Annotated in this window: 15 protein-coding genes and 1 riboswitch; of the genes, 9 read left to right on the top strand and 6 right to left on the bottom strand. The window is 65.5% G+C overall.

The genetic code is table 11. From position 1 onward, the window contains the following. Position 1: 1 nt before the first annotated feature. Positions 2–1,516: a PLP-dependent aminotransferase family protein gene (locus tag XI02_RS41065; RefSeq protein ID WP_172646655.1), complete on the bottom strand. Its 1,515-nt coding sequence runs from the start codon at positions 1,514–1,516 to the stop codon at positions 2–4. Between the two features lie 109 nt (positions 1,517–1,625). On the opposite strand from XI02_RS41065, the gene XI02_RS41060 reads away from it, so the two are divergent. Beyond that, complete coding sequence (locus XI02_RS41060) at positions 1,626–2,252, top strand: FMN-binding negative transcriptional regulator (RefSeq protein WP_172646656.1); 627 nt, start codon at positions 1,626–1,628, stop codon at positions 2,250–2,252. A gap of 14 nt (positions 2,253–2,266) precedes the next feature. Then, a complete protein-coding gene (locus XI02_RS41055) occupies positions 2,267–2,884 on the top strand; it encodes a LysE family translocator (protein ID WP_018268974.1) in 618 nt (205 codons plus the stop codon). 86 nt (positions 2,885–2,970) lie between these two features. Here the strand turns inward: XI02_RS41055 and XI02_RS41050 are convergent, their stop codons facing one another. The 3 genes from XI02_RS41050 to rpmE form a co-directional block, all read right to left on the bottom strand. Beyond that, the gene (locus XI02_RS41050; RefSeq protein WP_172646657.1) at positions 2,971–5,574 is read right to left on the bottom strand and encodes an MASE1 domain-containing protein; all 2,604 of its coding nucleotides are present in this window, start codon (positions 5,572–5,574) and stop codon (positions 2,971–2,973) included. A gap of 1,144 nt (positions 5,575–6,718) precedes the next feature. After that, a complete protein-coding gene (locus XI02_RS41045) occupies positions 6,719–7,459 on the bottom strand; it encodes a phosphotransferase enzyme family protein (protein WP_069280238.1) in 741 nt (246 codons plus the stop codon). A 523-nt stretch (positions 7,460–7,982) separates the two neighbouring features. Then, positions 7,983–8,210: a 50S ribosomal protein L31 gene (gene rpmE / locus XI02_RS41035; RefSeq protein ID WP_016845230.1), complete on the bottom strand. Its 228-nt coding sequence runs from the start codon at positions 8,208–8,210 to the stop codon at positions 7,983–7,985. Positions 8,211–8,404: 194 nt separating this feature from the next. Between rpmE and XI02_RS41030 the strand changes: the two genes are divergently transcribed. The 6 genes from XI02_RS41030 to XI02_RS41005 all read left to right on the top strand — a co-directional run bounded on the left by XI02_RS41030 (position 8,405) and on the right by XI02_RS41005 (position 17,899). Next, positions 8,405–10,261 carry an ABC transporter ATP-binding protein/permease gene (locus tag XI02_RS41030; RefSeq protein WP_172646658.1) on the top strand — a complete coding sequence of 619 codons (1,857 nt, stop codon included), beginning with the start codon at positions 8,405–8,407 and terminating at the stop codon, positions 10,259–10,261. Between the two features lie 5 nt (positions 10,262–10,266). Next, the gene (locus XI02_RS41025; protein WP_172646659.1) at positions 10,267–10,806 is read left to right on the top strand and encodes a hypothetical protein; all 540 of its coding nucleotides are present in this window, start codon (positions 10,267–10,269) and stop codon (positions 10,804–10,806) included. A gap of 153 nt (positions 10,807–10,959) precedes the next feature. Continuing rightward, complete coding sequence (locus tag XI02_RS41020) at positions 10,960–12,450, top strand: amidohydrolase family protein (RefSeq protein ID WP_018268972.1); 1,491 nt, start codon at positions 10,960–10,962, stop codon at positions 12,448–12,450. Between the two features lies 1 nt (position 12,451). Continuing rightward, on the top strand, positions 12,452–13,375 hold the full coding sequence (locus XI02_RS41015; protein WP_172646660.1) for a GTP-binding protein: 924 nt from the start codon (positions 12,452–12,454) through the stop codon (positions 13,373–13,375). Between the two features lie 437 nt (positions 13,376–13,812). Continuing rightward, positions 13,813–14,009, top strand: a riboswitch (cobalamin riboswitch). Between the two features lie 105 nt (positions 14,010–14,114). Further along, on the top strand, positions 14,115–16,397 hold the full coding sequence (locus XI02_RS41010; RefSeq protein WP_172646661.1) for a TonB-dependent siderophore receptor: 2,283 nt from the start codon (positions 14,115–14,117) through the stop codon (positions 16,395–16,397). A 2-nt stretch (positions 16,398–16,399) separates the two neighbouring features. Continuing rightward, on the top strand, positions 16,400–17,899 hold the full coding sequence (locus XI02_RS41005) for a PepSY domain-containing protein (protein WP_172646662.1): 1,500 nt from the start codon (positions 16,400–16,402) through the stop codon (positions 17,897–17,899). Between the two features lie 7 nt (positions 17,900–17,906). On the opposite strand, the gene XI02_RS41000 is transcribed toward XI02_RS41005, so the two are convergent. Continuing rightward, the gene (locus XI02_RS41000; RefSeq protein WP_016845238.1) at positions 17,907–18,380 is read right to left on the bottom strand and encodes a tetratricopeptide repeat protein; all 474 of its coding nucleotides are present in this window, start codon (positions 18,378–18,380) and stop codon (positions 17,907–17,909) included. A gap of 76 nt (positions 18,381–18,456) precedes the next feature. Then, on the bottom strand, positions 18,457–20,844 hold the full coding sequence (gene gspD / locus XI02_RS40995; protein ID WP_170198517.1) for a type II secretion system secretin GspD: 2,388 nt from the start codon (positions 20,842–20,844) through the stop codon (positions 18,457–18,459). 336 nt (positions 20,845–21,180) lie between these two features. Here gspD and XI02_RS40990 point away from each other — a divergent pair, with 336 nt between their 5' ends. Next, positions 21,181–22,857: a GspE/PulE family protein gene (locus XI02_RS40990; protein ID WP_172646663.1), complete on the top strand. Its 1,677-nt coding sequence runs from the start codon at positions 21,181–21,183 to the stop codon at positions 22,855–22,857. Positions 22,858–22,860: the final 3 nt, after the last annotated feature.

The following is a 22,860-nucleotide window of genomic DNA, read 5'->3' as shown; positions in this document are numbered from 1 at the left end:
ACTAGTGTGAGGCCTCGGTACGGCGTGGTTTGGCGCGCCGCTGTGACGTGTGTTGATCGATCACGCACCGCAGCCGTAGCGCCGCCGCCTCCAGCTCCTCTGGTTCGAATCCGCCGAAGCCGAGCATGAGGCCGGAGCGCGGTGCGGCCTGGTACATCGGTGAAATCGGTCGCACGACGATGCCGGCGACGAGCGCGGCCTTTGCCAATTGCACATCGTCGAAGCGCTCAGGCAGCCACAGCAGCAGATGCATGCCCTGGTCGCTCGGCTGCAGCGTGACGTCACCAGGCATGTGACGCGTCAGCGCGGTGATCAGCGTCGCACGCCGTGCGGCGTAGACGCAGCGAATGCGCCTGATATGCGCCTCGAACAGCCCCTCGCGCATATAGGCCGCCAGCACATGCTGATCGGCGGTCGGCGAATGCCGGTCGAGCAGCGCTCGCGCGCCGGCGAAAGCGTCGATCAGCGGCGAAGGCGCCACGACATAGCCGAGCCGCAGCGAGGGAAACAGCACCTTGCTCAAGGTGCCCAGATAAATCACCCGCGATGGCGCGAGGCCCTGCATCGACGGGAACGGATGCCCGGCATAGCGCAGCTCGCTGTCGTAATCGTCCTCGACGATCCACCCATCATGTCGTTGCGCCCACGCCACCAGCGCGTTGCGGCGGGCCATGCTCATCGGCATGCCCAGCGGATATTGATGCGAGGGCGTCACGAAGGCCGCGCGCGCATGCGGGCATGCGGCGACCGCGGCTTCGACGTCGATGCCCTGCGCATCGACCGATACGCGCGTGGTGAGGAGATCGAGATCGTCGAGCACGGCGGTCATGCCGGGATAGGCGGGATCCTCGGCCCAGACGCGATCGCCTGACGACAGCAGCACGCGGCCGGCGAGATAGAGGCCTTGCTGGGTGCCGGCCGTGATCACGACCTGCTCGGGCTCGCAATGCACCGCGCGGGATTTGCGCACATAGTCGGCGATCGCCTGCCGTAGCTCCATCAGGCCGCGCGGATCGCCATAGCTCGCCGGCGCCGCCGCGCGCGATGCGCGCACGCGGTTGCCGAGGCGGCGCCAATGGTCGTCGGGCGCGACCGCGCCGCCGGGCACCGCGATCGCAAACGGGATTTCCGGCATCGGCGTGAAGGCCGCCGCCACTTTGATAAGTCGCGTCGCGCGCGGCGGCAACTGGATCGGCGCCGATTCGTTCGGGCTGCGATCGACCATGACGGGCCGTGCCTGCTCGGCAAGCGTCGGCGCGACGCGGGTGCCGGCACCGACCTGCGATTCCAGATAGCCCTCGGCCAGCAGCTGCTCGAAGGCTTCCGTGACCGTGCCGCGCGCAACGCCGAGCGAGGCCGACAGCGCGCGCGTCGACGGCAGGAATTCCCCGGCCTTCAGTTCGCCGCTCGCAATCGCGGCACGCAGGGCCTGCGCGATCTGGCGCCCGACCTGCCCGGCGGCGCGGTCGACCGCGCCGAGCGAAGGGATGCTGATCGTGGCGCGCAGACGGGGCATAGTGGACCAATCAAGATGATCGAAAGTGGCTCTTATCATAGGCCACTTCAGCGCTATGGTGCGAGCAGCAATTGATGAGGCCTACCAAAGGTCTGCCGAGAGGTTCGCGATGTACCTGCCGCCGCACTTCAAGATCGATGAGCTCGGTCCGATCCACGCCGCGATGCGGGCCGCAAAGCTCGCGACGCTGGTCACCGCAACCGCCGATGGCCTGATCGCAACGCCGCTGCCGCTGATCCTCAATGAGAGCGAGGGCGACTACGGCACGCTGTACGGTCACGTCGCGCGGCCCAATCCGCAGTGGAAGCTGCCCGCGGTCGGCGAGGCGATGGCGATCTTCATGGGGCCCGACGCCTATGTGACGCCGTCCTGGTACGCGACCAAGGCCGAGCACGGCAAGGTGGTGCCGACCTGGAATTACCTCGCCGTGCACGCCTATGGTTCCGCCGAGTTCTTCGAGGATGCCGACCGCCTGCGCGACGTCGTGACTCGCTTGACCGAATTGCACGAGAAGTCGCGCCAGGAAGCCTGGCAGGTCAGCGATGCGCCGGATGATTTCATCAAGGCGCAGCTGCGCGGCATCGTCGGCTTCCGGATGCCGATCACGCGGATCGACGCCAAGAAGAAGATGAGCCAGAACCGCAAGCTCGAGGATCGCGCCGGCGTCATCGCGGGTCTTGGCGCCAGCGACGATCCGGTCGACCGCGAGGTCGCGGCGATGATCCCTGGGAACTGAGACGAACGCGCCCGATGGAATTGTATCTCGCCTTCGCGATCACGACCGCAACGTTCGCGCTGATCCCGGGTCCTGCCATGCTGTACGCCGCGGCCCGCACCTTGGCGGGCGGCAGGCGCGCAGGGCTGATGGCCTCGCTCGGGCTGCATCTCGGCGGCTATGTCCATGTCGTCGCCGCGGCGGCCGGCCTCGCTCTGCTGTTTCATGCGGTGCCGCCGCTGTTCATGGCGATGAAGCTTGCCGGTGCGGCCTATCTGGTCTGGCTCGGGCTGTCGCTGTTCCGCGACCGCGACAATGCAAAGCGCCCCACGCTTGCGCCGCTCTCCGCGGAGCGCGCCTTCGCGCAAAGCATCGTCGTCGAGGTGCTCAATCCGAAGACCGCGATCTTCTTCCTGGCGTTCCTGCCGCAATTCGTCGATGCGTCGGCCGGCCTGCCGGTCTGGGCCCAGCTGTTTCTGCTCGGCACAACGGTCAATCTGACCTTCTCGGCGGTCGATATCGTCTGCGTGTTTTTCGCCAGCGCCGTGATGTCGAAGCTGCAGCGCTCGAAGCGGTCGCAGCGCGTCATGCAGCGGATCGGCGGCAGCATCCTGGTCGCGCTCGGCGCGCGGCTGGCTTTCCAGGATCGCTAGCAGCAGTCATGTCCATCAGCGGCGATGGTGCGGATCAACGCCTCGCCAAGCTGCGCGACGAGCCGCTTCTGCAATGGCGCGGTCGGTCAATTTCTGCGCACGGCTTCGGTCGTGCTTGACGCCATGGGCGTGCCGGACGATCGCGTCGGTCGCGGCGGCGCAAGATCGTGGATAAAATCTCTCAGCGCCTCGGTATCGAACGGCTTGCGGAGTATTTTCAGACTTGGTGGAGCTGCTTTTGCGGCATCGCTGTAGCCGGTTGTAAGGGCGATCGGCAAACCGGGATATCGCGACCTGACTTCTCTCGCGAGCCCGACGCCATCGATGGTCCCGGGCATCACGATATCGCTGAAGACGAGATCGATCTTTGTACCGGCTTCGAGCAATTTCAGCGCCGCTTCGGCCGAATCTCGATAGATCGTGTCATAGCCCAGATGCTCGAACAGCGAGGATGTCACATCCGCCACTTCGGGGCTGTCGTCGACAATGAGAACCGTCTGCCGCTGCGGTTGCCTTGATCTTGCTCTGGCAGCGGCCAGCTCTTTACTGGTGATTTGCTCGTCTGCGCAGGACGGCAGGTAGATCGTAATCGTCGTTCCCTGCCCAACCTTGCTGTCCGCCGTCACCGTTCCGCCGGCCTGGTGCGCGAAACCATAGACTTGGGACAAGCCGAGCCCGGTACCCTTGCCGACCTCCTTGGTCGTGAAGAACGGATCGAACATCTTGGACAGCAGGTTTGGCGGAATGCCGGTGCCGGTATCGCTAAGGGCTATCGCAAAGAAGGCCTTTGCGCGGCGATCGCCGCCGGTTTCCTGGTTCGCGGTCACCGCATGGACGGATAAGGTGAACGTGCCGCCGCTCGGCATGGCATCGCGCGCATTGACGGCGATGTTGACGATCGCAAGTTCCAGCTCGGCGAGGTCCACCTTGACCGACGCTACGCCCTCGCCGACGTTTTCGTTGTACACGATGTTCCCGCGCAGCGAGCTCTCGATCATGGTCCGCATGTTCTTGATGGACGCATTGAGGTCGACGACCGTCGGGCTGAGATGCTGATGACGAGAGAACGTCAACAACTGGCGGGTGAGGCTCTCGCCGCGTTTGGCCGCAGTCTGTATGGCTTCAATTGCCTTGGGCAGTTTTGGATCGAGCAGGCGAGTGAAGATCTGGGCACTGCCCCCGATGATCATCAATAGATTGTTGAAGTCGTGTGCAATCCCGCCGGTCAACTTGCCGATTGCCTCCATTTTCTGCGACATCGCGAGCTGCTCGCGTGCCTGAACCAGCTTCTCCTCCGCGTCGCGTCGCTCGGTTGCGTCGCGCAGAATACTGATAAAGCCGATCAGATTTCCCGCGTCATCATGGCTCGACGAGACCGAGCCGGTGATGAAGAACGGCGTCCCGTTCTTTCTGATGCGCCAACCCTCTACGTCGTACTTGCCTCTTTCGGTTGCCGTCTCCAGCGCGTGTGTCGGCGAACCCGCACGGCGTTCATCCGGCCGATAAAATATGCCAAAATGCTTGCCTATGATTTCTTCCGAGGTGTAGCCGATGATCTTTTGAGCGGTGCTATTCCAGCTCGTAACGTGTCCTTCCCGATCAAGCGCAAAAATCGCATAGTCGACGACGCCTTCGATAAGGGTTTGGAAGTGCCGTCTGATGCTGTCGAGCGCCAAAGCGTTCCGTTCAAGTTGACCGTTCAGTTGGTCCTGCACGGAAAGCAGATGGGCTTCCGTGGTCTGGCGCGTGGCAATTGCCGCAGCCAGGGCAAGAGGGGGCGCCGATACGCTGATCGTAAGCACGAGCAGTGACAACAACGCTGCGTTCGGATCCGTTTTCGGAAACGGATCATTACCGAACGCGAACCCCCAGACTGCCATTCCGGTGAAAATGAGCGCAGCCGTGGCCGCGGTGCATCGATTGCCGCGCAGACTGGTCCAGATCAACGGGAGCAAAACCAGAAAGCCCAGCAGGCCGTGATGCGGCAACGGCACGTTGAGCTCGTCGCTGATGAGGTCGCTGCCGATGAGCGGGCTGTAGGCCACGATCCCAATGAGACCAGCGAGAGCGATAACTGCGATCGATTCCAGCAGATCCCACCTGGGGGAAACCCGTAAGGGCATCATCGCCAAGAGCACGATGACCGGAGCAATCACCAGGGTCGCGGCTGCGTCGGCAAGCCACCAGGTCAGCCCGGCGGCGACGGAATCGGGAAAGCTCGGTTCGCTGACGAAGATGAATCCGGCCAAAGCGGTGAATGAACTGATCATCGCGGTCGGTGCAAAGGAAATGCTCGCAAACTTTGCGACACCGGATGGCGTGGCAAACGTCTGGCGACCGTTCGACCAGCGTCCGATCAGCCATGTCCCGGCCAATGCAGCAAGGAGGGTGCCGATCCCGGCGGCGACAAACTCCAGGAGCGATCGGTCGGTCATCAGGTAAGGCGCGACGGCGCCCACCAGGATCGCGGGCCAGACCCGGTACCCACGCAGCAGCATGAGCGCGAGCGCAACCCCGGTTGGCGGCCACAGCGGTGTCGCGGCTGGATTGATGGCGGGAAGGAGATGTGCGGAGGCCGCAAGGCTCCCGTAGAGCGCGGTGACGATAAGAACTTCGACCGAGTAGGTCACAGCGCTCCGAGCATCGCCAAAGGCGAAAATCCCGGCCTTATCGAACCTTGCCCGTTCCATCACAAGCCTTTGCGGTGGGCACCTCAAGAATGCGGTAGGGAACGACCTGGCACCCGGTCCAATGTCACCCGAAGGAGGGCGATTGCATTTTCACCATGTCGATGACCCCTGCCAAACACTCAACGCAGTTTTGACCAAAGCATGGCCGCTGGATCGAGAGTAGGGGGCGCCAACAACTTCGTCACAAGGGGCTATGGGGCAGGATCGCTGACCTAATGGCGTCAGTCCTGCAAAATTGATCCGATTCCGCTGCGTGTCGGTATCGCTCAAGTGAGCGCTTTGGGTCAAAGGCGAATATCGGCAACAGCCGTTCGAGCTCAGCTTTGGGCCAGGAGCAGACGCCGGAACGGCGCGAGCGGTCGGCGTTCTCTCGCCGCCATGTCGCCCCCGAGACACCGGCAGATTTATCTTCAACCCTAGGTAGCTAAACTCGGGCTGTATGGTACCGTGCCCTCGTCGGGACGGCATTTCCGTCCCGGATTTGGGAGGGCCATGTCATGAGATTGCCGTCGAGCCTTGTCGCGCCTTCAGCCGTCGCTGTGTTGTCAATTGTCTGGCTGTGCGGCCCGGCAGCGTCGCAAACAGATCCCGCCAAGCCGCTTCCGTCCATCACGGTCGAGGCGCCGAAGCCGGTGGCAAGGCCAAATCGTCCGCCCCTGGTGGTGACCACAGGGGCACCTCACCGCAGATCGAGAACCATCCAGACCTCATCGTCAACCGCTCGAGCGCCGGCACCGGATTCAGTGCTGGCCAGGATTGCCGCGCTGGAGAAAGTCGCCAGCAATTGCAACGGTGGCTGCGAATCGAGCCTCCCGCATGGCAAAGACCCTTGGGTCGGGTGTAGCGAGTCGACGGGCGGACAAACCCACGGACCGTTCTCGTCGACGTGCCGAGACAACCTCACCTACAAATCCTACGTCGATTGCGTCGAGACCAAATGGTTCCTGGGCGAGTACCGAAACAGGGCCTGGTGGCTTTGCAGCAGCCTGCAGGCCGCGGGGAAGTTTAAGGTCGCCGAACTGAAGCGATCGAAACGTCCACACTAGAGCGTTTTCGAGCGAAGTGGATACCGGTTCGCGTGAAGAAAACGCGTCAAAACAAGAATCTAGAGCCCCGTTCCGATTCCACCGGAACGGGAAAAGCCCTAGACCGCTCGAACGTCGGCAAGCCGCTTGATCGCGTAGGCGTCGTCCCAGCAGACGGCGGCCTCCCACGCGGCGGACGCTTGCGCGGCGATGTCGTGCGCGCCGCCGTCGAGACCGGCGGCGTTGTGCGGCAGCACCAGGTCGAGGTCGGGGACGTCGACATGCGACTCGTCCCAGTCGATCAGTGCGACCCGATCTGCGGTCACGCGGATGTTGCGCGGGTTGGGGTCGCCGTGGACGACGCAGGTCTGACGTCCGGCGAGCCGCGCCCACGCGGCTCGGCATCGGGCAACGCCCTCGGGCGGCATCGCGCCGAGGTCGATCTTCGTCCCGGTCTCGGCGTGCAGCAGGTCGGTCGATGATCGCCAGCCCGGGCGCTGCGGCCAGTGCTGCGTCAACCGATGCAGCCGGCGGAGCGTGTCGGCCGCGCGACGCCAGTCGGCCTCCGTCTCGGGCGGTCCGCCCTCCACATATGTCATCACCACCAGACCGTCCGCGAACAGCCGGCCGTCCATCGTCGGGATCGGCACCGGCACGGTCAGACCTTCACGATCGAGGTATTGGAGGAGCGCGGTCTCCCACGCGAGATCAGCGTCGCTCCTCGTACCGAGACGACCGACCGCGCGGTGCCCCTGAACGCGCACGCTCCACACGTCGTTGGCGACTCCACCAGCGAGCGGTTCGATGCGAGTTACGTCTTCACCCCACTGCCGGAGTGCCTCCCATCTCGCTGACGACATCAAAGGCATTCCTCATCGCGTTGGCCGGCAAAAGACATTTGGCGGACGTCACCTGGCCCAAAGCAGACATCACACTGGCTGCCGGCGCCCAAGGGCGATTTTGTGCTGATGCTGCGAATGTACTGGCCCAGGGACACTGCGCCTTCGATCATCGACGGAAGCTGGAAAGTGCCGCAGGTGATCAAGGCCGGCTCATAGCCGCGAATAGGCGATTGCCTTGCGCACGAAATGACTCCGGTCGGCGGGAAGCGGCGTGCGTCGGCACCCGGCTTTCCCTGCGCCCTCTGTTTGAGGAGAGGGCGGAACGAAGAGCAAAGCCCGGACAGATCATGTCGCGAGAGCGCGGATGTTGCGCGATGCTGGGGCCGCAGCCCTCTATGGGTTCTGGCTTTCGCCAGGACGACGCATCGAAAGGATCGCGGGCTCGTTCAGCCCGCCGATCCGGACCAGCCCCAAAAACAAAAACGCCCCCGAGACGGGGGGCGTCTTGCGCGTGATCGCCAGGGCGATTGCGAAGCGGACTTTAGTCCTTCTTGAGGAAGCCCGAAAACTTCTTCTGGAAGCGCGAGACGCGGCCGCCGCGGTCCATCAGTTGCTGCGTGCCGCCGGTCCAGGCCGGGTGCGACTTGGGGTCGATGTCGAGGTTCAGCGTGTCACCTTCCTTGCCCCAGGTCGAGCGGGTCAGGTACTCGGTGCCGTCGGTCATGACGACCTTAATCGTATGATAATTCGGATGAATATCGGCTTTCATGACAGTTCCTTCGGCGCGCCGGCGCCCGTCTCAAGATGTCTGGAATACGGGATTTGCGCGGGTCTATAACCCATGGAGCCCGCCAAAACAAGCCAAGAAAGGGCCTAAGCCCATCACCGGATTGGGACTTTACCGGATTTGCCAGCCGGGGGTCGGCGGGCCTATGTGGGGGGCGGTAGAACCGGTCTAGATTGATGAGCATAGCCGAACAGCTTGAGACCCCGCGCGGCGCCCCGCAGCCTCCGCGCGACGCGTTGCTCGATGAGGAAGCCTTCATCGAGAGCCAGATCACGGAGCCGGCGAAGAGCCGTGCCCGGTTGCGGCCGTTGCTTGCGCTCGCGCCCTATGTGGCGCGCTACAAGGGCAGGGCGATCCTCGCGCTGATCTCGCTGACGATCGCCGCGATCACCACGCTGATCGTGCCGGTCGCGGTGCGGCGGATGATCGACATGGGCTTCACGCCCGAAGGCATCGCGATGATCAACAGCTATTTCAGCGTGATGATCGCGGTCGTCGCGGTGCTCGCCTGTGCCAGCGCCTCGCGCTACTACCTCGTGATGACGATCGGCGAGCGCATCGTCGCCGATCTTAGGCGCGACGTGTTCGCGCATCTGATTTCGCTGTCGCCCTCGTTCTTCGATTCCGCACGATCAGGCGAATTGGTGTCGCGGCTCACCGCCGACACCACGCAGATCAAGTCCGCGGTCGGCGCGTCGGTATCGATCGCGCTGCGCAATCTGATGCTGTTCTTCGGCGCCGCCGCGATGATGGTGATCACCAGCCCGCGGCTGTCCGGCTTCGTGCTGCTCGCGATCCCGATCATCGTGATTCCGCTGGTGGCGTTCGGCCGCTGGGTGCGGCGGCTGTCGCGCACCGCCCAGGATACGCTGGCCGATGCCAGCGCCTATGCCTCGGAGCTGGTCAATGCGATCCGCACCGTGCAGGCCTATACCGGCGAACGGCTCGCCAGGACGCGTTTTGCCGGCGAGGTCGAGCAGGCCTATCAAGCCGCGCGCAGTTCGACCAAGGCGCGCGCGGTGCTGACGCTGATCGTCATCTTCATCGTGTTCGCCAGCGTCGTCGTGATCCTCTGGGTCGGCTCGCACGACGTGCTGGTCGGAACCATCAGTCCGGGACGGCTCGGCCAGTTCATTCTCTACACGGCGTTCGCGGCGAGCGGCCTCGGCCAGCTCAGCGAGGTCTGGGGCGAGGTCTCGGCCGCATCGGGCGCCGCCGAGCGGCTGTTCGAGATCTTGCGCGTCAGGCCGCAGATCGCGGCGCCCGCTTCGCCGCGTGCACTGCCGCAGCCGGCGCGCGGCGATGTCGGCTTCGACAATGTCAGCTTCGCCTATCCGACCCGGCCCAACGCGCTCGCGGTCGACGGCGTGTCGCTGGAGGTGCGATCGGGTGAAAAGGTCGCGATCGTCGGTCCGTCCGGCGCCGGCAAGAGCACGCTGTTCCATCTGCTGCTGCGCTTCTACGATCCGAAGTCCGGCACGATCTCGCTCGACGGCGTGCCGATCCGGCAGGCCGATCCGGCCGAGATGCGCGCGCGCATCGCGCTGGTGCCGCAGGATTCCGTGGTGTTCGCCGCAAGCGCCCGCGAGAACATCCGGTTCGGCCGGCCCGATGCGAGCGACGCCGAGGTCGAGCGTGCCGCCGATCTCGCCCATGCCAGCGAATTCCTGCGCCGCCTGCCGGGCGGCTTCGACGCGCAGCTCGGCGAGCGTGGTGTGACGCTGTCAGGCGGCCAGCGCCAGCGCATCGCGATCGCGCGCGCGATCCTGCGCGATGCGCCGCTGCTGCTGCTCGACGAGGCGACCTCGGCGCTCGACGCCGAGAGCGAGACGCTGGTGCAGACGGCGCTGGAGGAACTGATGCGCCACCGCACCACGCTGGTGATCGCGCATCGTCTGGCGACCGTGTTGTCCTGCGACCGTATCCTGGTGATGGACCAGGGCAGGATCGTCGAGCAGGGCACCCACGCCGAGCTGGTCGCCGCGGGCGGCCTCTACGCCCGGCTGGCCCGACTGCAGTTCGAGGGGATCTGAGCGAATTGGGCCTCGGCGCGCTCCGCCTATGCGATTCCTATGCGATCGCGCGCGCGCTCCCCTCGAAAACCTATTCCCGCGCAAGGATAGTCGCGCCGCGCCTGACCTCCCTCGACAGCCGAAGGAAGTCAGCCGCGCGGGGTGTTCGACTGATGCGCGAGAATGCGACCGAACCGGAGAGCAAACTGCTCCGTGCCTGGCAGCTTGCCGTGCTGCGCTTCGCAGTGACGCTCGACGACGACGATCGGATGCACGCGCTCGGTGTGGCCGGCGAGGTCGACCGGCTGGGCAGCGCGGCCGATGACGCCTTCCATTTCTTCCGCAGGACGACCGCGGAGCTGTGCGCGGCGATCTCCGGTCAAGGCGTGGATCAGGAGGCGGTCATCCGGCGGTTCCTGGCGCAGATCGACAATGTCAGGCTCAAGCGCGCGGTCGAGGCGGCGATCGCCAACGACCGCACGCCGCCGAAACTCGTGGTGAGCCGCGTCAAGCCCGGCCCCGATCTCTGGCGCGGCCTGGCGCCGCGGCGTGCAACCGGAACGTAGGAAGGGCCTCACTCTGCAATCGCCATCACGGCGCGGCGGATATTCCGTCACAGCATGTCGCCACAACCCTGGCCGGCTTGCTGCGATCAGTGCGATGCGCTTCTCTGTGCTCGACAGGAGACCGGTCGGTTTCGGAATGCGGGGAGTGGCGAGATGGGTGGCTTGGTGATCAGCGGCGGCCGGGTGGTGGATCCGGCCAGCGGGATGGACGCGATCGGCGATGTGGCTGTGGTCGACGGCAAGATCGCCGCGGTCGGCACCGGCCTCGGCGGCGCCGAGCGGCAGATCGACGCGACCGGGCTCGTGGTGGCGCCGGGCTTCATCGACCTGCACGCACATGGCCAGACGATTCCGGCCGACCGCATGCAGGCGTTCGACGGGGTGACGACCTCGCTCGACCTCGAGGCCGGCGTGTTGCCGGTCGCGTCCTGGTACAAGCGCCAGGCCGAGAAAGGCAGGGTGCTGAACTACGGCGCCGCCGCCAACTGGGCCTTCGCGCGCATCGGCGCGATGACCGGTTCGAATTCGGAAAGCTCGCTGGAATCGTTTGGCGCCGCGATGCGCGATCGCCGCTGGATCGAGAACGTCGCGACCGAAGGCGAGGTCGGCGGCATCCTCGACCGCCTCGCGATCGGCCTGAACGAGGGCGGTATCGGGATCGGCATTCTCAACGCCTATGCGCCGGGCGCCGGCGTGCAGGAATTGACCGCGGTGTGCCAGCTCGCGGCCGATCATGCGGTGCCGACCTTCACCCACGTCGCCTACATGTCGCGGATCGATCCAGAGAGCGCGGCCGAAGCCTATATCCGCCTGATCGGTTATGCCGGCGCCACCGGCGCGCACATGCACATCTGCCACTTCAACTCGTCGAGCAAGACGGATATCGAACGCTGTGTCGCGCTGATCGCGAAAGCGCAGGCGCAGGGCCTGCCGATCACGGTGGAGGCCTATCCCTACGGCACCGGCTCGACCGTGCTGGCGGCGACCTTCTTCAGCGATCCGAAATTCGAGGAGCGCAACGGCCTCGGCTACGATTCGGTGCAGCGCGTGACCGACGGTCACCGCTTCGGCAGCCGCGAGGAGCTGCTGGCGGCACAGGCCGAAGAGCCCTCGACCCTGGTGCTGTGGCACGTGCTCGACATCGAGAACAACGCGCATCATCGCGATCTGCTCGACATGGCGGTGCTGTATCCGGGCGGCGCGATCGCCTCCGACGCGATGCCGTGGACGCTGTCGGACGGCCGCCCCTACACCGGCGACGCCTGGCCGCTGCCCGACGATGCCACCTCGCATCCGCGCTCGGCGGGCTGCTTCACCCGCTTCATCCGCGAATGGGTGCGCGAGCGCAAGAAAGTGTCGCTGCTCGAGGGCATCCGCAAATGCGCGCTGATCCCGGCCGAGATCCTGTCGGCGAGCACGCCGGCGATGCGGGCCAAGGGGAGGCTGCAGGCCGGCGCCGACGCCGATGTCGTGGTGTTCGACTTCGAGACGCTGAGCGACCGCGCGACCTTCTCCGCGATGAATCGTCCGGCGGAGGGCGTGCGGCATCTCGTGGTCAGCGGCCAGCCGCTGATCAGCGATGGCGTGCTCGATGTCGCGGCGCGTCCCGGCCGGCCGGTGCGCCGGCCCGTCACCGGAGGCTGAGGTGCCGGTCCCGATCCTGCTGGTCGCGGGCTTCCTCGGGGCGGGCAAGACCACGGTCGTCAACCATCTGCTGGCGCATGCGCACGGCAAGCGTATCGCCGCCGTGGTCAACGATTTCGGTGCGATCAATATCGACGCGGAGCTGATCGCGGGCGCCGGCGACGGCGTGGTCAGCCTGAGCAACGGCTGCATCTGCTGCACGCTGGAGGGCGACCTGCTGCGCACGCTCGCGACGCTGCTGCGGCGTGACCCGCGTCCCGAATTCATCGTGATCGAGACCAGCGGGATCGCCGATCCCGCCGACATCATGCGCAACCTGATGGATCCCGTGATCTGGAAGGAGGCGCCGCTGGAGACGGTGCTCTGCGTGGTCGACGCGACGCAGCCTGCGGCGATGCTGAACGATGCGCTGCTGCGCTCGCAGCTGCGGGCGGCCGACGTGGTGGCGCTGAGCAAGGTCGATCTGACTGACGCCGCCGCGGGCGTCGCGATCCGCGACGCCGTGCGCGCGGTGCGTCCGGCGGCCGTGGTGGTCGATGCCTTGCATGGCGAGGTGCCGGCCGCGCTGCTGTTCCCGGCGGATCTCGATCATGTGCCGGCGCCGCGCGAGACCGCACCGCGACGGCCGGCGTCCGATCGGTTCGAGACGCTGAGCTGGACCTCGGAGCGGCCGGTGCTGCTGCCGCGCTTGCAGCAGGCGATCGGCAGGCTGGCGCCGAAGCTGGCGCGGGCGAAGGGATTGTTCGAAACGGTGGAGCAGCCCGGGCGGCTGACGGTGTTTCAACTCGCCGGCGGCCGCGCGACCCTGGCTGCGGGTGGCGTGCCGTCGCCCGGCGTGCCGCGCACGCGCATCGTGTTCATTGCCGAGATGGGTGCGCTCTCGCGCGCGGAGATTGATGCGATCATGGAAGGTTGCGTCGAGTAATCCGTCATCCTGAGAGAATGTGAATGTATTCAGCGTCGTCCTGGCGAAAGCCAGGACCCATTACCCCAACCGCTTGTTGTTGTGCGACGCTGAGGCGACTATCGCACTCTCAATCGAATTCGGTGGTTATGGGTCCTGGCTTTCGCCAGGACGACAGCTTGGGGAGGCCGCTCCCTACAATTCTCACACCGTCATCTCGAGGAGCGCCAACGGGTTCGCGCAAAGCGCGGCCCGATGACAGGCTCCGCGCGCCTCGAAGGATGCACGGCCCGGCTGGTGGCCGTCGATCCTTCGAGACGCCGCTTCGCGGCTCCTCAGGATGACGGGTCTAGGGAAGTCTTCGCGTCGCCGCAGATGCCGCTGTGTCATCGCCGCAGCATCATCCCGCAAAGCATGTGTGCGACGACCGCATCGAATTGACAGCCTTGCCGGCACCACCTATCGTTTTTGCCGACGGTTCCCTTCGGGGATCAAAAGGGAATGCGGTGCGAGGGTAACCCCAATGCCGCAGCTGTCCCCGCAACTGTAAACGGCGAGCCTTTCGTCAATTTGCCACTGGGCTATCAGGCCCGGGAAGGCGTCGACAGGCGATGACCCGTGAGCCAGGAGACCTGCCGTCAGTCGTGGTCACACGCGAGCACATCGGGCGGGGGCGTCCTGGTGGGATCGGAGCACTGCCTTTTCGGCAATGCGCCAGTCCGCGTTCGCGGTGACGTGCCACGTTACCGCGAGTCGTTTGATGTCTCCGTCCTTTCCCGTTGCGCGCAAATGGCGCCTCGGTCTCGTCTGCTCCCTGTCATCGCTGCTGCTGCCGGCCGAAGGCTCGGCACAAGCACCTCCGCCGACCAGGCTCGATCCGATCGAGGTTGCACCTTCGGTAACCGCAAAGCCGAAGCCCGCGGCGCGCAGCCGTGACATGGCCGCTGCGGCGCGGCCACGGCCGAGGCCCGCGACGGCCGCACCAGCCGGTAACATGCCGCGCGCCGCAGCGTCAGGCGCATCGGGATCTGCATCGCCGACGCTCAATGCCACCACGCAGGGCGGCACCGGCAGTCGTCTCAATCTGACGCCGCTGCAGACGCCGGCCAGCGTCGAGATCATCACGGCGCGGACCATCGCCGAGCGCGGCCAGCATGACGTGCTCGATGCCGTCACCCAGGACGCGGCCGGCTTCACCGCAACGCCTGCGCCCGGCAATGGCGGCCTGTCGTTCAGCACCCGCGGCTTTGCCGGCAGCAACTCGGTGATGACGCTGTATGACGGCACGCGCTTCTATATCGGCTCCGGCACGCTGACATTCCCCTACGATACCTGGTCGACGCAGCGCATTGAGGTGCTGCGCGGCCCGGCCTCGGTGCTGTACGGCGAGGGCGCGATCGGCGGCGTCATCAACGTGATCCCGAAGAAGCCGCAGAGCACGCCCCATAGCGAGGCCGAGGTCTCGCTCGACAGCAACATGACGCGGCGGCTCTCGGTGGACAGCACCGGTCCGATCAATCCCAATGTGTCGTACCGCGTCAACGCCACCGGCAACATGTCGGACGGCTGGGTCGATCGCGACAAGACCTCGAACGCCGTGGTCTCCGCTGCCGTGCGGGTGCAGGCGTCGGACAATCTCGCCTTCACGCTGTCGCAGGACTACGGCGACCGCAGTCCGTCGCGCTATTTCGGCACGTCGCTGATCAACGGCTCGATCCAGGACGCGCTGCGCTTCAAGAACTACAACGCATTGGACAGCGCGATCCGCTACCAGGACAGCTGGACCCAGTTCAGGACCGAGTGGGACGTCGCCGACGGCATCAAGGTCAACAACACGTTGTATTACCTGACCAGCGAGCGGCACTGGCGCGACATCGAGAACTACACCTGGAATCCGAAGACCCAGCTGATCGATCGCGCGAGCTATATCGAGATTTTCCACGACCAGAAGCAGCTCGGCAACCGGATGGATACGACCTTCAGCGGTCACGTGTTCGGACTTGCGAACCAGTTCGTCGCCGGGTTCGACGTCAACCGGATCGACTTCGCCCACACCAACAACTCGCCCTATGGCGGCGCGTCGCCGGTCAATCCCTACGTGTTCGATCCGGGATCGTTCTTCGCGACGACGACGGCGACGACGCCGGGCTTCAACGCGATCGTCAATCAATACGCGCTGTTCGCCGAGGATCGTCTCTCGCTGACCGATCAATTGTCGCTCGTCACCGGGGTCAGGTATGATCGCCCCGAGGTCGACCGTACCGACTACAAGACGCCGGCAAACAGTTTCGAGACGACGCTGTCGGGGACCAGTTGGCGCGCCGGCCTTGTTTACGAGCCGATCAAGAACCTCGCGTTCTATGGTCAGTATGCGGTCGGCGTCGATCCGGTCAGCAACCTGATCTCGCTGCCCGTCTCGCAGAAAACCTTCCAGCTTGCGACCGGCAAGCAGACCGAGATCGGGGTCAAGCGGTCGTTCTGGGGCGGCCGCGGCGAGTGGACGCTGGCTGCCTACGAGATCGTCAAGACCGGGCTCACGATTCCCGATCCCGGCAATCCTACCGGCGGCCTGGCATTGCAGATCGGCCAGCAATCCTCCCGCGGCGTCGAAGGATCGATCGGGCTCGCGCTGAGCGACGGCTGGCGCGTCGACGCCAATCTTGCGCTGTTGCGCGCCAGATACGACAACAACAGCCAGGTGGTCGGCGGCAGGATCGTCAGCTACAACGGCAATGTCCCGGTCAACGTGCCGCAGCAGGTCGCGAACGTCTGGTTGACCTGGGATTTCGCACCCGACTGGTCGGTCTATGGCGGCGTGCAGATCGTCGGCGCGATGTACTCCGATCTTGCCAACACCCAGCTGCGGCCGGGCTACAATGTGGTTAATGGCGGCATCAGATGGAAGCCGGATGACCGCACCACGGTCGCGTTCCGCCTCTACAATCTGTTCGACAAGGTTTATGCGGTGACCTCGAACGGCACCGGGCAGTGGCTGCTCGGCATGCCGCGCACCGCCGAATTGTCCGTCAACGTGAAGTTCTGACCATGCGCAACGCTCTGATCCGGCGCGGGCGGCGGTGGCTCTATATCGTCCATCGCTGGATCGGCATTGCGACGTGTCTCCTGTTCGCGATGTGGTTCATCTCCGGCCTCGTCATGATGTACGTGGCCTTTCCGCGCCTCACCGACAGCGAGCGTCTCGCCGCGCTCCCTGTCATGCCCTGGAACAAGGTGCAGCTCGCACCCGATCGCGCGATGGCGATCGCGGGCGTGGAGCGTTATCCGCGCGACTTGCGGCTTTCGATGATGGACGACACGCCCGTCTATCGGGTGACCGGCTGGCAGGGAGAGGTGATCACGATTTCGGCGATCGACGGCAGCGTGATCGACCGCATCATGCCGGACCAGGCGCTGGCCATCGCACGCCATCATCCGCACGCGGTGCAGCCACGCTTGATCGAAACAGTGACGCGCGACCAATGGTCGGTCACTGCGCGCTTCGATCCGTTGCGGCCGCTCTATCTGATCGGCCTCGGCGACCCTGATGGCACCGAGCTCTATGTCTCCGCACGCACCGGCGAGATCGCGCTCGACACCACGCGTCGCGAGCGTATCTGGAACTGGCTCGGCGCGATCCCGCACTGGATCTATCCGACCGTTCTGCGCAAGGACGGCCCACTGTGGCGGGACGTGGTGCTGTGGATCTCGGGTGTCTGCCTTGTCGTCGCGGTCACCGGCTTCTGGATCGGCATTTTGCGCCTGCGGCTGACGCGCCGCTACGCACGCGACGCCGTCTCGCCCTATCGCGGCTGGATGGCCTGGCATCACATCGCCGGCCTGATCGGCGGCATCTGCGTCTTGACCTGGATGTTCAGCGGCTGGCTGTCGCTCAATCCCGGCGGCGCGTTCTCCGCTCGCGGCATCACCCGTGAGATTGCGATCGGTTACAGCGGCCATGACACGCCCGACATCGTCGCGAAATTTCAGTCGTCGCCATCGATGCCGGCGGTGGAGGCGCGCTTCGTCTGGATCGGCGGACACCGGTTGATGTTGCTCGACGACGGTAACGGCCGCCGCAGCCTCACCGATCCCGCGACCGGCGCGCAGATGACCCTCTCGCGCGACGAGATCATCGCTGCCGCCCGACACGCAATGCCCGGCGCTGCGATGACATCAGCGCGGCAGCTCGATCAACCCGACGCCTACTGGTACACGCTGCACCATACACGCGAGCTGCCCGTATTGCGGATCGGCTTCGACGATCCCGCCCACACCTGGTTGCATGTCTCCCTCGTCACCGGCGAGATCCTCGACCGCAGCGACGACAGCCGCCGGTCCTACCGCTGGCTGTTCAGCGCGCTGCACAGCCTCGACTTCCCGCTGCTGCTGCGCATCTCGCCGGCGCGCGACGTCGTGGTGTGGCTGCTGTCGGCGGTCGGCACGATTATCTCGATCAGCGGGATCGTGATCGGCTGGCGGCGGTTGCGGCGGCGCAAGGTGCGAGCGAGGCCAGTGTCGGCGGGCCTCGTGCGCACGCCCTCGTAAGCTGCGATTACTTGACGGTCAGGTGCACGTCCGGCGCCGGCCGATCGGGGGCCCATTCCAGTGCGAACCGCTGTCCGGCAATGATCTCATAGGTCGAGAGCTTGGATGCGACCGCATCGCGGAACCGGAGATAGGCATCGCGCTGCCGCCCGTTCGAGCGGGCCGCGGCCAGATTGAGCCATTTGTAGGCCAGCACGAAATCTGTCGGAACGCCGTGACCCTTGTCGTAGATCAGGCCGAGCTGGGCTTGCGCGAACGGGTCGCCCTGCACGGCGCCGCGATAGTAGCAGTCGGCGGCGGCTGCGTAGGCCTGCGGCACGCCGAAGCCGTGCTCATACAAGAAGCCGAGCATGCCGAGCGCGCGCGCATTGCCGTGCTCGGCGGCCGGCGCGAGCTCCCGAGCCGCCCTGACATAATCGCCGCGATGGAAGGCGGCCGATCCGCGCGCCACGCTGTCGGCGCTCGCGACAGAGGCGGTCATCGCGCAAAGCACGATCGCAAGCGAAGCCGAGAGGGCTGTCCGTTGTGCGAGAACGCGGCGCATCCTGCTGTCCGGCTCAGTGATAGCTGGTGGTGATCGGCGCATTGGTCGATGTCGTGGCGATGCTGCCGCGCAATTTCGATCGAAGCTCCTCGGCCACGGTCTGGGCGTCAGAGCCATTGCGGATGATCTGCGGGCGGATGAAGATGATCAGCTCGGTCCGCTGGGTGCCGTTGCTCTGATGTCCGAAGGCGTCACCGAGGCCCGGAATCTGGTCGAGCACCGGAAGCGCATTGCGGGCGCCGCTCTGCTGTTCGCTGATCAGGCCGGCCAGCAGCACGGTCTGACCGTTGGCCACCGAGATCTGGCTCTTGACCCGTCGCTCCGAAACGGTCGGCGTCAGGTTGACCGTACTGCCGTTGCTTTGGGGAACGTTGCTGATCTCCTGCTCGACATCGAGCCGCACGGTGCCGTTCACGCTGACGCGTGGCGAGACCTTCAGGATGATGCCGGTGTTGCGATAGTCGATGGTGTTGACCACCGTGTTGCTCGTGGTCAGCACCGTCGCGCTGCCGGTCGAGACCGGGACGACGTCGCCGACCTGCAGGGTCGCGACCTGGTTGTTGATCACGACCAGCGAGGGATTGGAGAGCACCTTGACGCTGGTGACGGCGTGCAGCGCATCCAGGATCAGGCTCGGCTGCGTTGCATTTCCGATCAGGAAGTTGAAGCCCGGGAAGCTCTGGTTGATGAAGGCATTGGTGAGCGAGCCCGCGACCGAGACCGCGCCGGTGGTCGCGTCCGTGGTGGTCGCAGGCGCGGAAGTGGCCTGGGTGCCGAGGATCGAGCCGGTGTTCGGCTTCAGGCCGAGGTTCTGGCTGGTGAGATAGGTCTGCACGCCATAGGACAGGGTGTTGTTGAGCGTGACCTCGGCGATCGTCGCGTCGATCGCGACCTGGAGCTGCGGCTCGTCGATCTGCAGCAGTGTCGCCTCGATGATCCGGTAGTTGGCCTGGTCGGCATAGATCAGGAGGTTGTTGTTCACGACATCGGGCGTGATGCGGACGTCCTGCATGACGGGCTGGCCGTTGCCGCCGCCGGCACCGCGTCCGGCATCCAGCGCGGCATTGTTGCCCTGGCCCGGAATGTTGGGATTGTTCGCTTGCCCGCCGGCGCCAAATCCCTGGCCCAGGCCCTGGCCTGTTGCGCCTGTCCCCGACGTGCCGCGGGATGCGAAGCCGCTCATGCCTGAATTCGAGCCGTTGTTGTTGTTGAGCGACAGACGGTCGGCGACGCTTGAGGTCGACGAGGTGCCGGAGCCGGGCGCGAGCTGGCTGTCGGCACTGTCGAGCAGGTTGCCGGACGATCCGCCAAGGAACATGTCGGTCAGCACCCGCGCCATCTGGCGCGCATCGCCGTATTTGACGCGGTAGACATGGACCGAGGTGCGCGCCGTGTCGTTGCGGTCGAGGCGCTTGATCCAGGTCGCGGCCGTGTGCAGCATGTCGGGCTTCTTGGTCACCACCAGCACCGCGTTCAGGCGTGCGATCGGCATGAACTTGATGACGTTCTGGCTGAGGCCGTTCTCGCCGGAATCGACGATCTTTTCCAGCTCGGCGATGACAGGCGCGGGCGAGCCGCTCGAGATCGGGAAGATGCCGACGGATTGGCCGCGCATCCAGTCGACGTCGAAACTGAGTACGGTATCGACCGCGGTGCGGCGCTCGGCGCCGGTGCCCTGGATCAGCAGCAGATTGCGCGTCGTGTCGGCGCGGATCGCGCCCGCCCTGGTGGCGAAGCTGTCGGTCAGCTTCATGAGGGTCTGCGCCGACACATATTGCAGCGGGACCACCGAGATGCCGAATCCGGGTTCCGGATTGGCCGCCGCGGCATCGACGCGGCCGCCGCCGACGGCGTCGCCGAGCGGCGTCAGGCGATAGCCTGCCGTATCCTTGAGCAGCACGACGCCGCTCAGGCGCAGTGCGTTTTCAAGCACGAAGACCATGTCGGACTTCGGCACCGGGCGGACCGAGACCAGGCTGACCGTGCCCTGCACCCGCGGGTCGATGGTGTAGCCGACATGCAGAATGTCGCCGAGCACCACCTTGGCGACGGTCGCCACCGGCGTGCTCTCGAAATTCAGATCGAAACCATTGCCGTTCGACGCCGGCTGCGGCCGCGCGTCCGCGACCGCCGTCACTTCGCTTCCGTCATACATCGCCGCGCGGACGCTGCCGCTCTGGCCGCCGCCCGTCGCCGCCAGTGCGCCCACCGGTTGCGGCTGACGCTGCGCCAGATCCAGCGAGCGCACCTTGTCGGTGACGTCAAGTTGGGACGCATCCACGCTCTCGCCGACCGTCGCGGAATTGCAGGAGGCCAACAACCCCAGTGACGTCAAGGCAAAAATGGCTGCGAGGCCGCCACGGATCGTCGGGCAGCGGCCCACTGTGCCTACGCGTTGCATGAAGGCCCTTCGCTTTGACTAACTGAAATTTCGATTGCTTGCGACGATCGGTCCTGCCCCGGAGGGACTCTTAGCGATCGAACATGACAGAAATAAATTGGTTACATGATTGTCGTTCGCGACCTGCCCATCGCATCGCACCTGAATTGTGCAGCCGGCGCGCTGCTTGTGTCCGCGATGCCACCCTCAAAGTTTCTTGAGCGGGGCGAATGATGTGACTTCGCACAGCTGTCACACTTCGGATCGATAACCGCACAATTGCCGGGAGCCGAACACGACGGCGCGCAGCGGCACTTGGCACGAACTGATCCGGGATAGTGTGGCGGGATATCGAGAATGGCCAACGACCTGTCCGTTCGGTTCGTGGATTATCTGCGTCAGAACAATCACCTGGCGCCGGTCGAGGGACCGGCTGACCGGACCGGGCAGGGCGCCGACGTCAGGCAATTGAAGCTGTGGGAGGTCACCAGCCTCTCGCCGACCGAATTCGCCGACGAAGCCGCGCGCTTCTTTGCGCTCGGCCGCCTGACGCTCCAGGAGATGACCTCGGCCGAGCCGCTGGTCGGGTCGTTCTCGCCGCGCTTCCTGCGCGAGACCATGGTCTATCCGTGCCGGGCGGCCGACGGGACCACAGTGCTCGCGGTCGTCGATCCGACCGACCAAGCGACGCTGCGGGCGGCGCAGATCGTGCTTGGCGCTGATATCGATGTGAAGGTGGCTTCGTCGGAAGACGTCGCCATCGCGCTGAACAACTCTTCCAGCGCCGAGGAGGCCGAGGCCGCCGATAGCGCGGCGGCGCTGCCCCGGGAAGACGACATCGAGAGCCTGCGCGATCTCGCCAGCGGCGCGCCGGTGGTACGCGCGGTCAACGATCTCATCGAGAAGGCCGTCGAGCTTCGCGCCAGCGACATCCATATCGAACCGTTTTCCGCCGGCCTGATGGTGCGCTTGCGGATCGACGGCCTGCTCCGGCCGGTCGCCGCGCTGTCGGGCGTGCTGCCACAGGCGGTGGTCTCCCGCATCAAGATCATCGCCAACCTCAATATCGCCGAGCGCCGCCTGCCGCAGGACGGCGCGGCGCGGCTGCGGGCCGGTCGCACCGACATCGATATCCGCGTCGCGATCATGCCGACGCAGCACGGCGAATCCTGTGTCATCCGCATCCTGCCCAAGGATCGCGGCCTGCTGGTGGTCGAAAAGCTCGGGTTCTCGGAGCCCGACGAAGCCAAGCTGCGGCGGCTCTTGAAGCTGCCGCACGGCATGGTCGTGATCACGGGACCGACCGGCAGCGGCAAGACCACGACGCTGGCGACGATCCTGTCGATCCTCAACGAGCCGAGCCGCAAGATCCTGACCATCGAGGATCCGGTCGAATACGAGCTTCCCGGGGTCAACCAGTCCCAGATCAAGCCCGCGATCGGCCTGACCTTCGCCACCGCGCTGCGGTCCTTCGTTCGCCAGGACCCTGACGTGATCATGGTCGGTGAAATCCGCGATTCCGAGACCGCGCATGTCGCGGTGCATGCGGCGTTGACCGGGCATCTGGTGCTGACGACCTTGCACACCGAGACCGCGGCGGCCGCGGTGCCGCGCCTGCTCGACCTCGGGGTCGAGGGCTATCTGCTGCGCTCGGTGCTGCGCGGTGTGATCGCACAGCGTCTGGTCCGGCAACTCTGCGAGCGCTGCAAGACGGCGCGGCCGCTGGCGACAGCCGATTTCACCGAGGATCCCCGGCTCGCCGCGCTCGGCTTCAAGGTGGACGAGATCATTCAGGAGCCCTGCGGCTGCGAGCGCTGCGGCGGGACCGGCTATCGCGGCCGCCTCGGGGTGTTCGAATTGCTCGAACTGTCTAATGAACTGCGCGAATTGATCGGAGAGCGAACCGACGGGCTGAAGATCGATACGATGGCGATCCGCTCGGGTATGACCACGATGCTCGACGACGGGGTCGCGAAATGTCGCGCCGGATTGACCTCGCCCGCCGAGATCCTCCGCGTCGCAACGGTGCGGTGACGC

The sequence above is a fragment of the Bradyrhizobium sp. CCBAU 21365 genome, from assembly GCF_015291305.1.
In the GTDB taxonomy this organism is placed as follows: domain Bacteria; phylum Pseudomonadota; class Alphaproteobacteria; order Rhizobiales; family Xanthobacteraceae; genus Bradyrhizobium; species Bradyrhizobium elkanii.
Note: the sequence above shows the minus strand (reverse complement) of the source record. Positions and strands in the feature narration are given on the sequence as shown.

What these genes read in the sequence shown, in the direction of transcription:
- XI02_RS41065 (WP_172646655.1), bottom strand. Translation starts at nt 1,516, where the DNA reads ATGCCCCGTCTGCGCGCCACGATCAGCATCCCTTCGCTCGGCGCGGTC.
- XI02_RS41060 (WP_172646656.1), top strand. Translation starts at nt 1,626, where the DNA reads ATGTACCTGCCGCCGCACTTCAAGATCGATGAGCTCGGTCCGATCCAC.
- XI02_RS41055 (WP_018268974.1), top strand. Translation starts at nt 2,267, where the DNA reads ATGGAATTGTATCTCGCCTTCGCGATCACGACCGCAACGTTCGCGCTG.
- XI02_RS41050 (WP_172646657.1), bottom strand. Translation starts at nt 5,574, where the DNA reads ATGGAACGGGCAAGGTTCGATAAGGCCGGGATTTTCGCCTTTGGCGAT.
- XI02_RS41045 (WP_069280238.1), bottom strand. Translation starts at nt 7,459, where the DNA reads ATGTCGTCAGCGAGATGGGAGGCACTCCGGCAGTGGGGTGAAGACGTA.
- rpmE (WP_016845230.1), bottom strand. Translation starts at nt 8,210, where the DNA reads ATGAAAGCCGATATTCATCCGAATTATCATACGATTAAGGTCGTCATG.
- XI02_RS41030 (WP_172646658.1), top strand. Translation starts at nt 8,405, where the DNA reads ATGAGCATAGCCGAACAGCTTGAGACCCCGCGCGGCGCCCCGCAGCCT.
- XI02_RS41020 (WP_018268972.1), top strand. Translation starts at nt 10,960, where the DNA reads ATGGGTGGCTTGGTGATCAGCGGCGGCCGGGTGGTGGATCCGGCCAGC.
- XI02_RS41010 (WP_172646661.1), top strand. Translation starts at nt 14,115, where the DNA reads ATGTCTCCGTCCTTTCCCGTTGCGCGCAAATGGCGCCTCGGTCTCGTC.
- XI02_RS41005 (WP_172646662.1), top strand. Translation starts at nt 16,400, where the DNA reads ATGCGCAACGCTCTGATCCGGCGCGGGCGGCGGTGGCTCTATATCGTC.
- XI02_RS41000 (WP_016845238.1), bottom strand. Translation starts at nt 18,380, where the DNA reads ATGACCGCCTCTGTCGCGAGCGCCGACAGCGTGGCGCGCGGATCGGCC.
- gspD (WP_170198517.1), bottom strand. Translation starts at nt 20,844, where the DNA reads ATGCAACGCGTAGGCACAGTGGGCCGCTGCCCGACGATCCGTGGCGGC.
- XI02_RS40990 (WP_172646663.1), top strand. Translation starts at nt 21,181, where the DNA reads ATGGCCAACGACCTGTCCGTTCGGTTCGTGGATTATCTGCGTCAGAAC.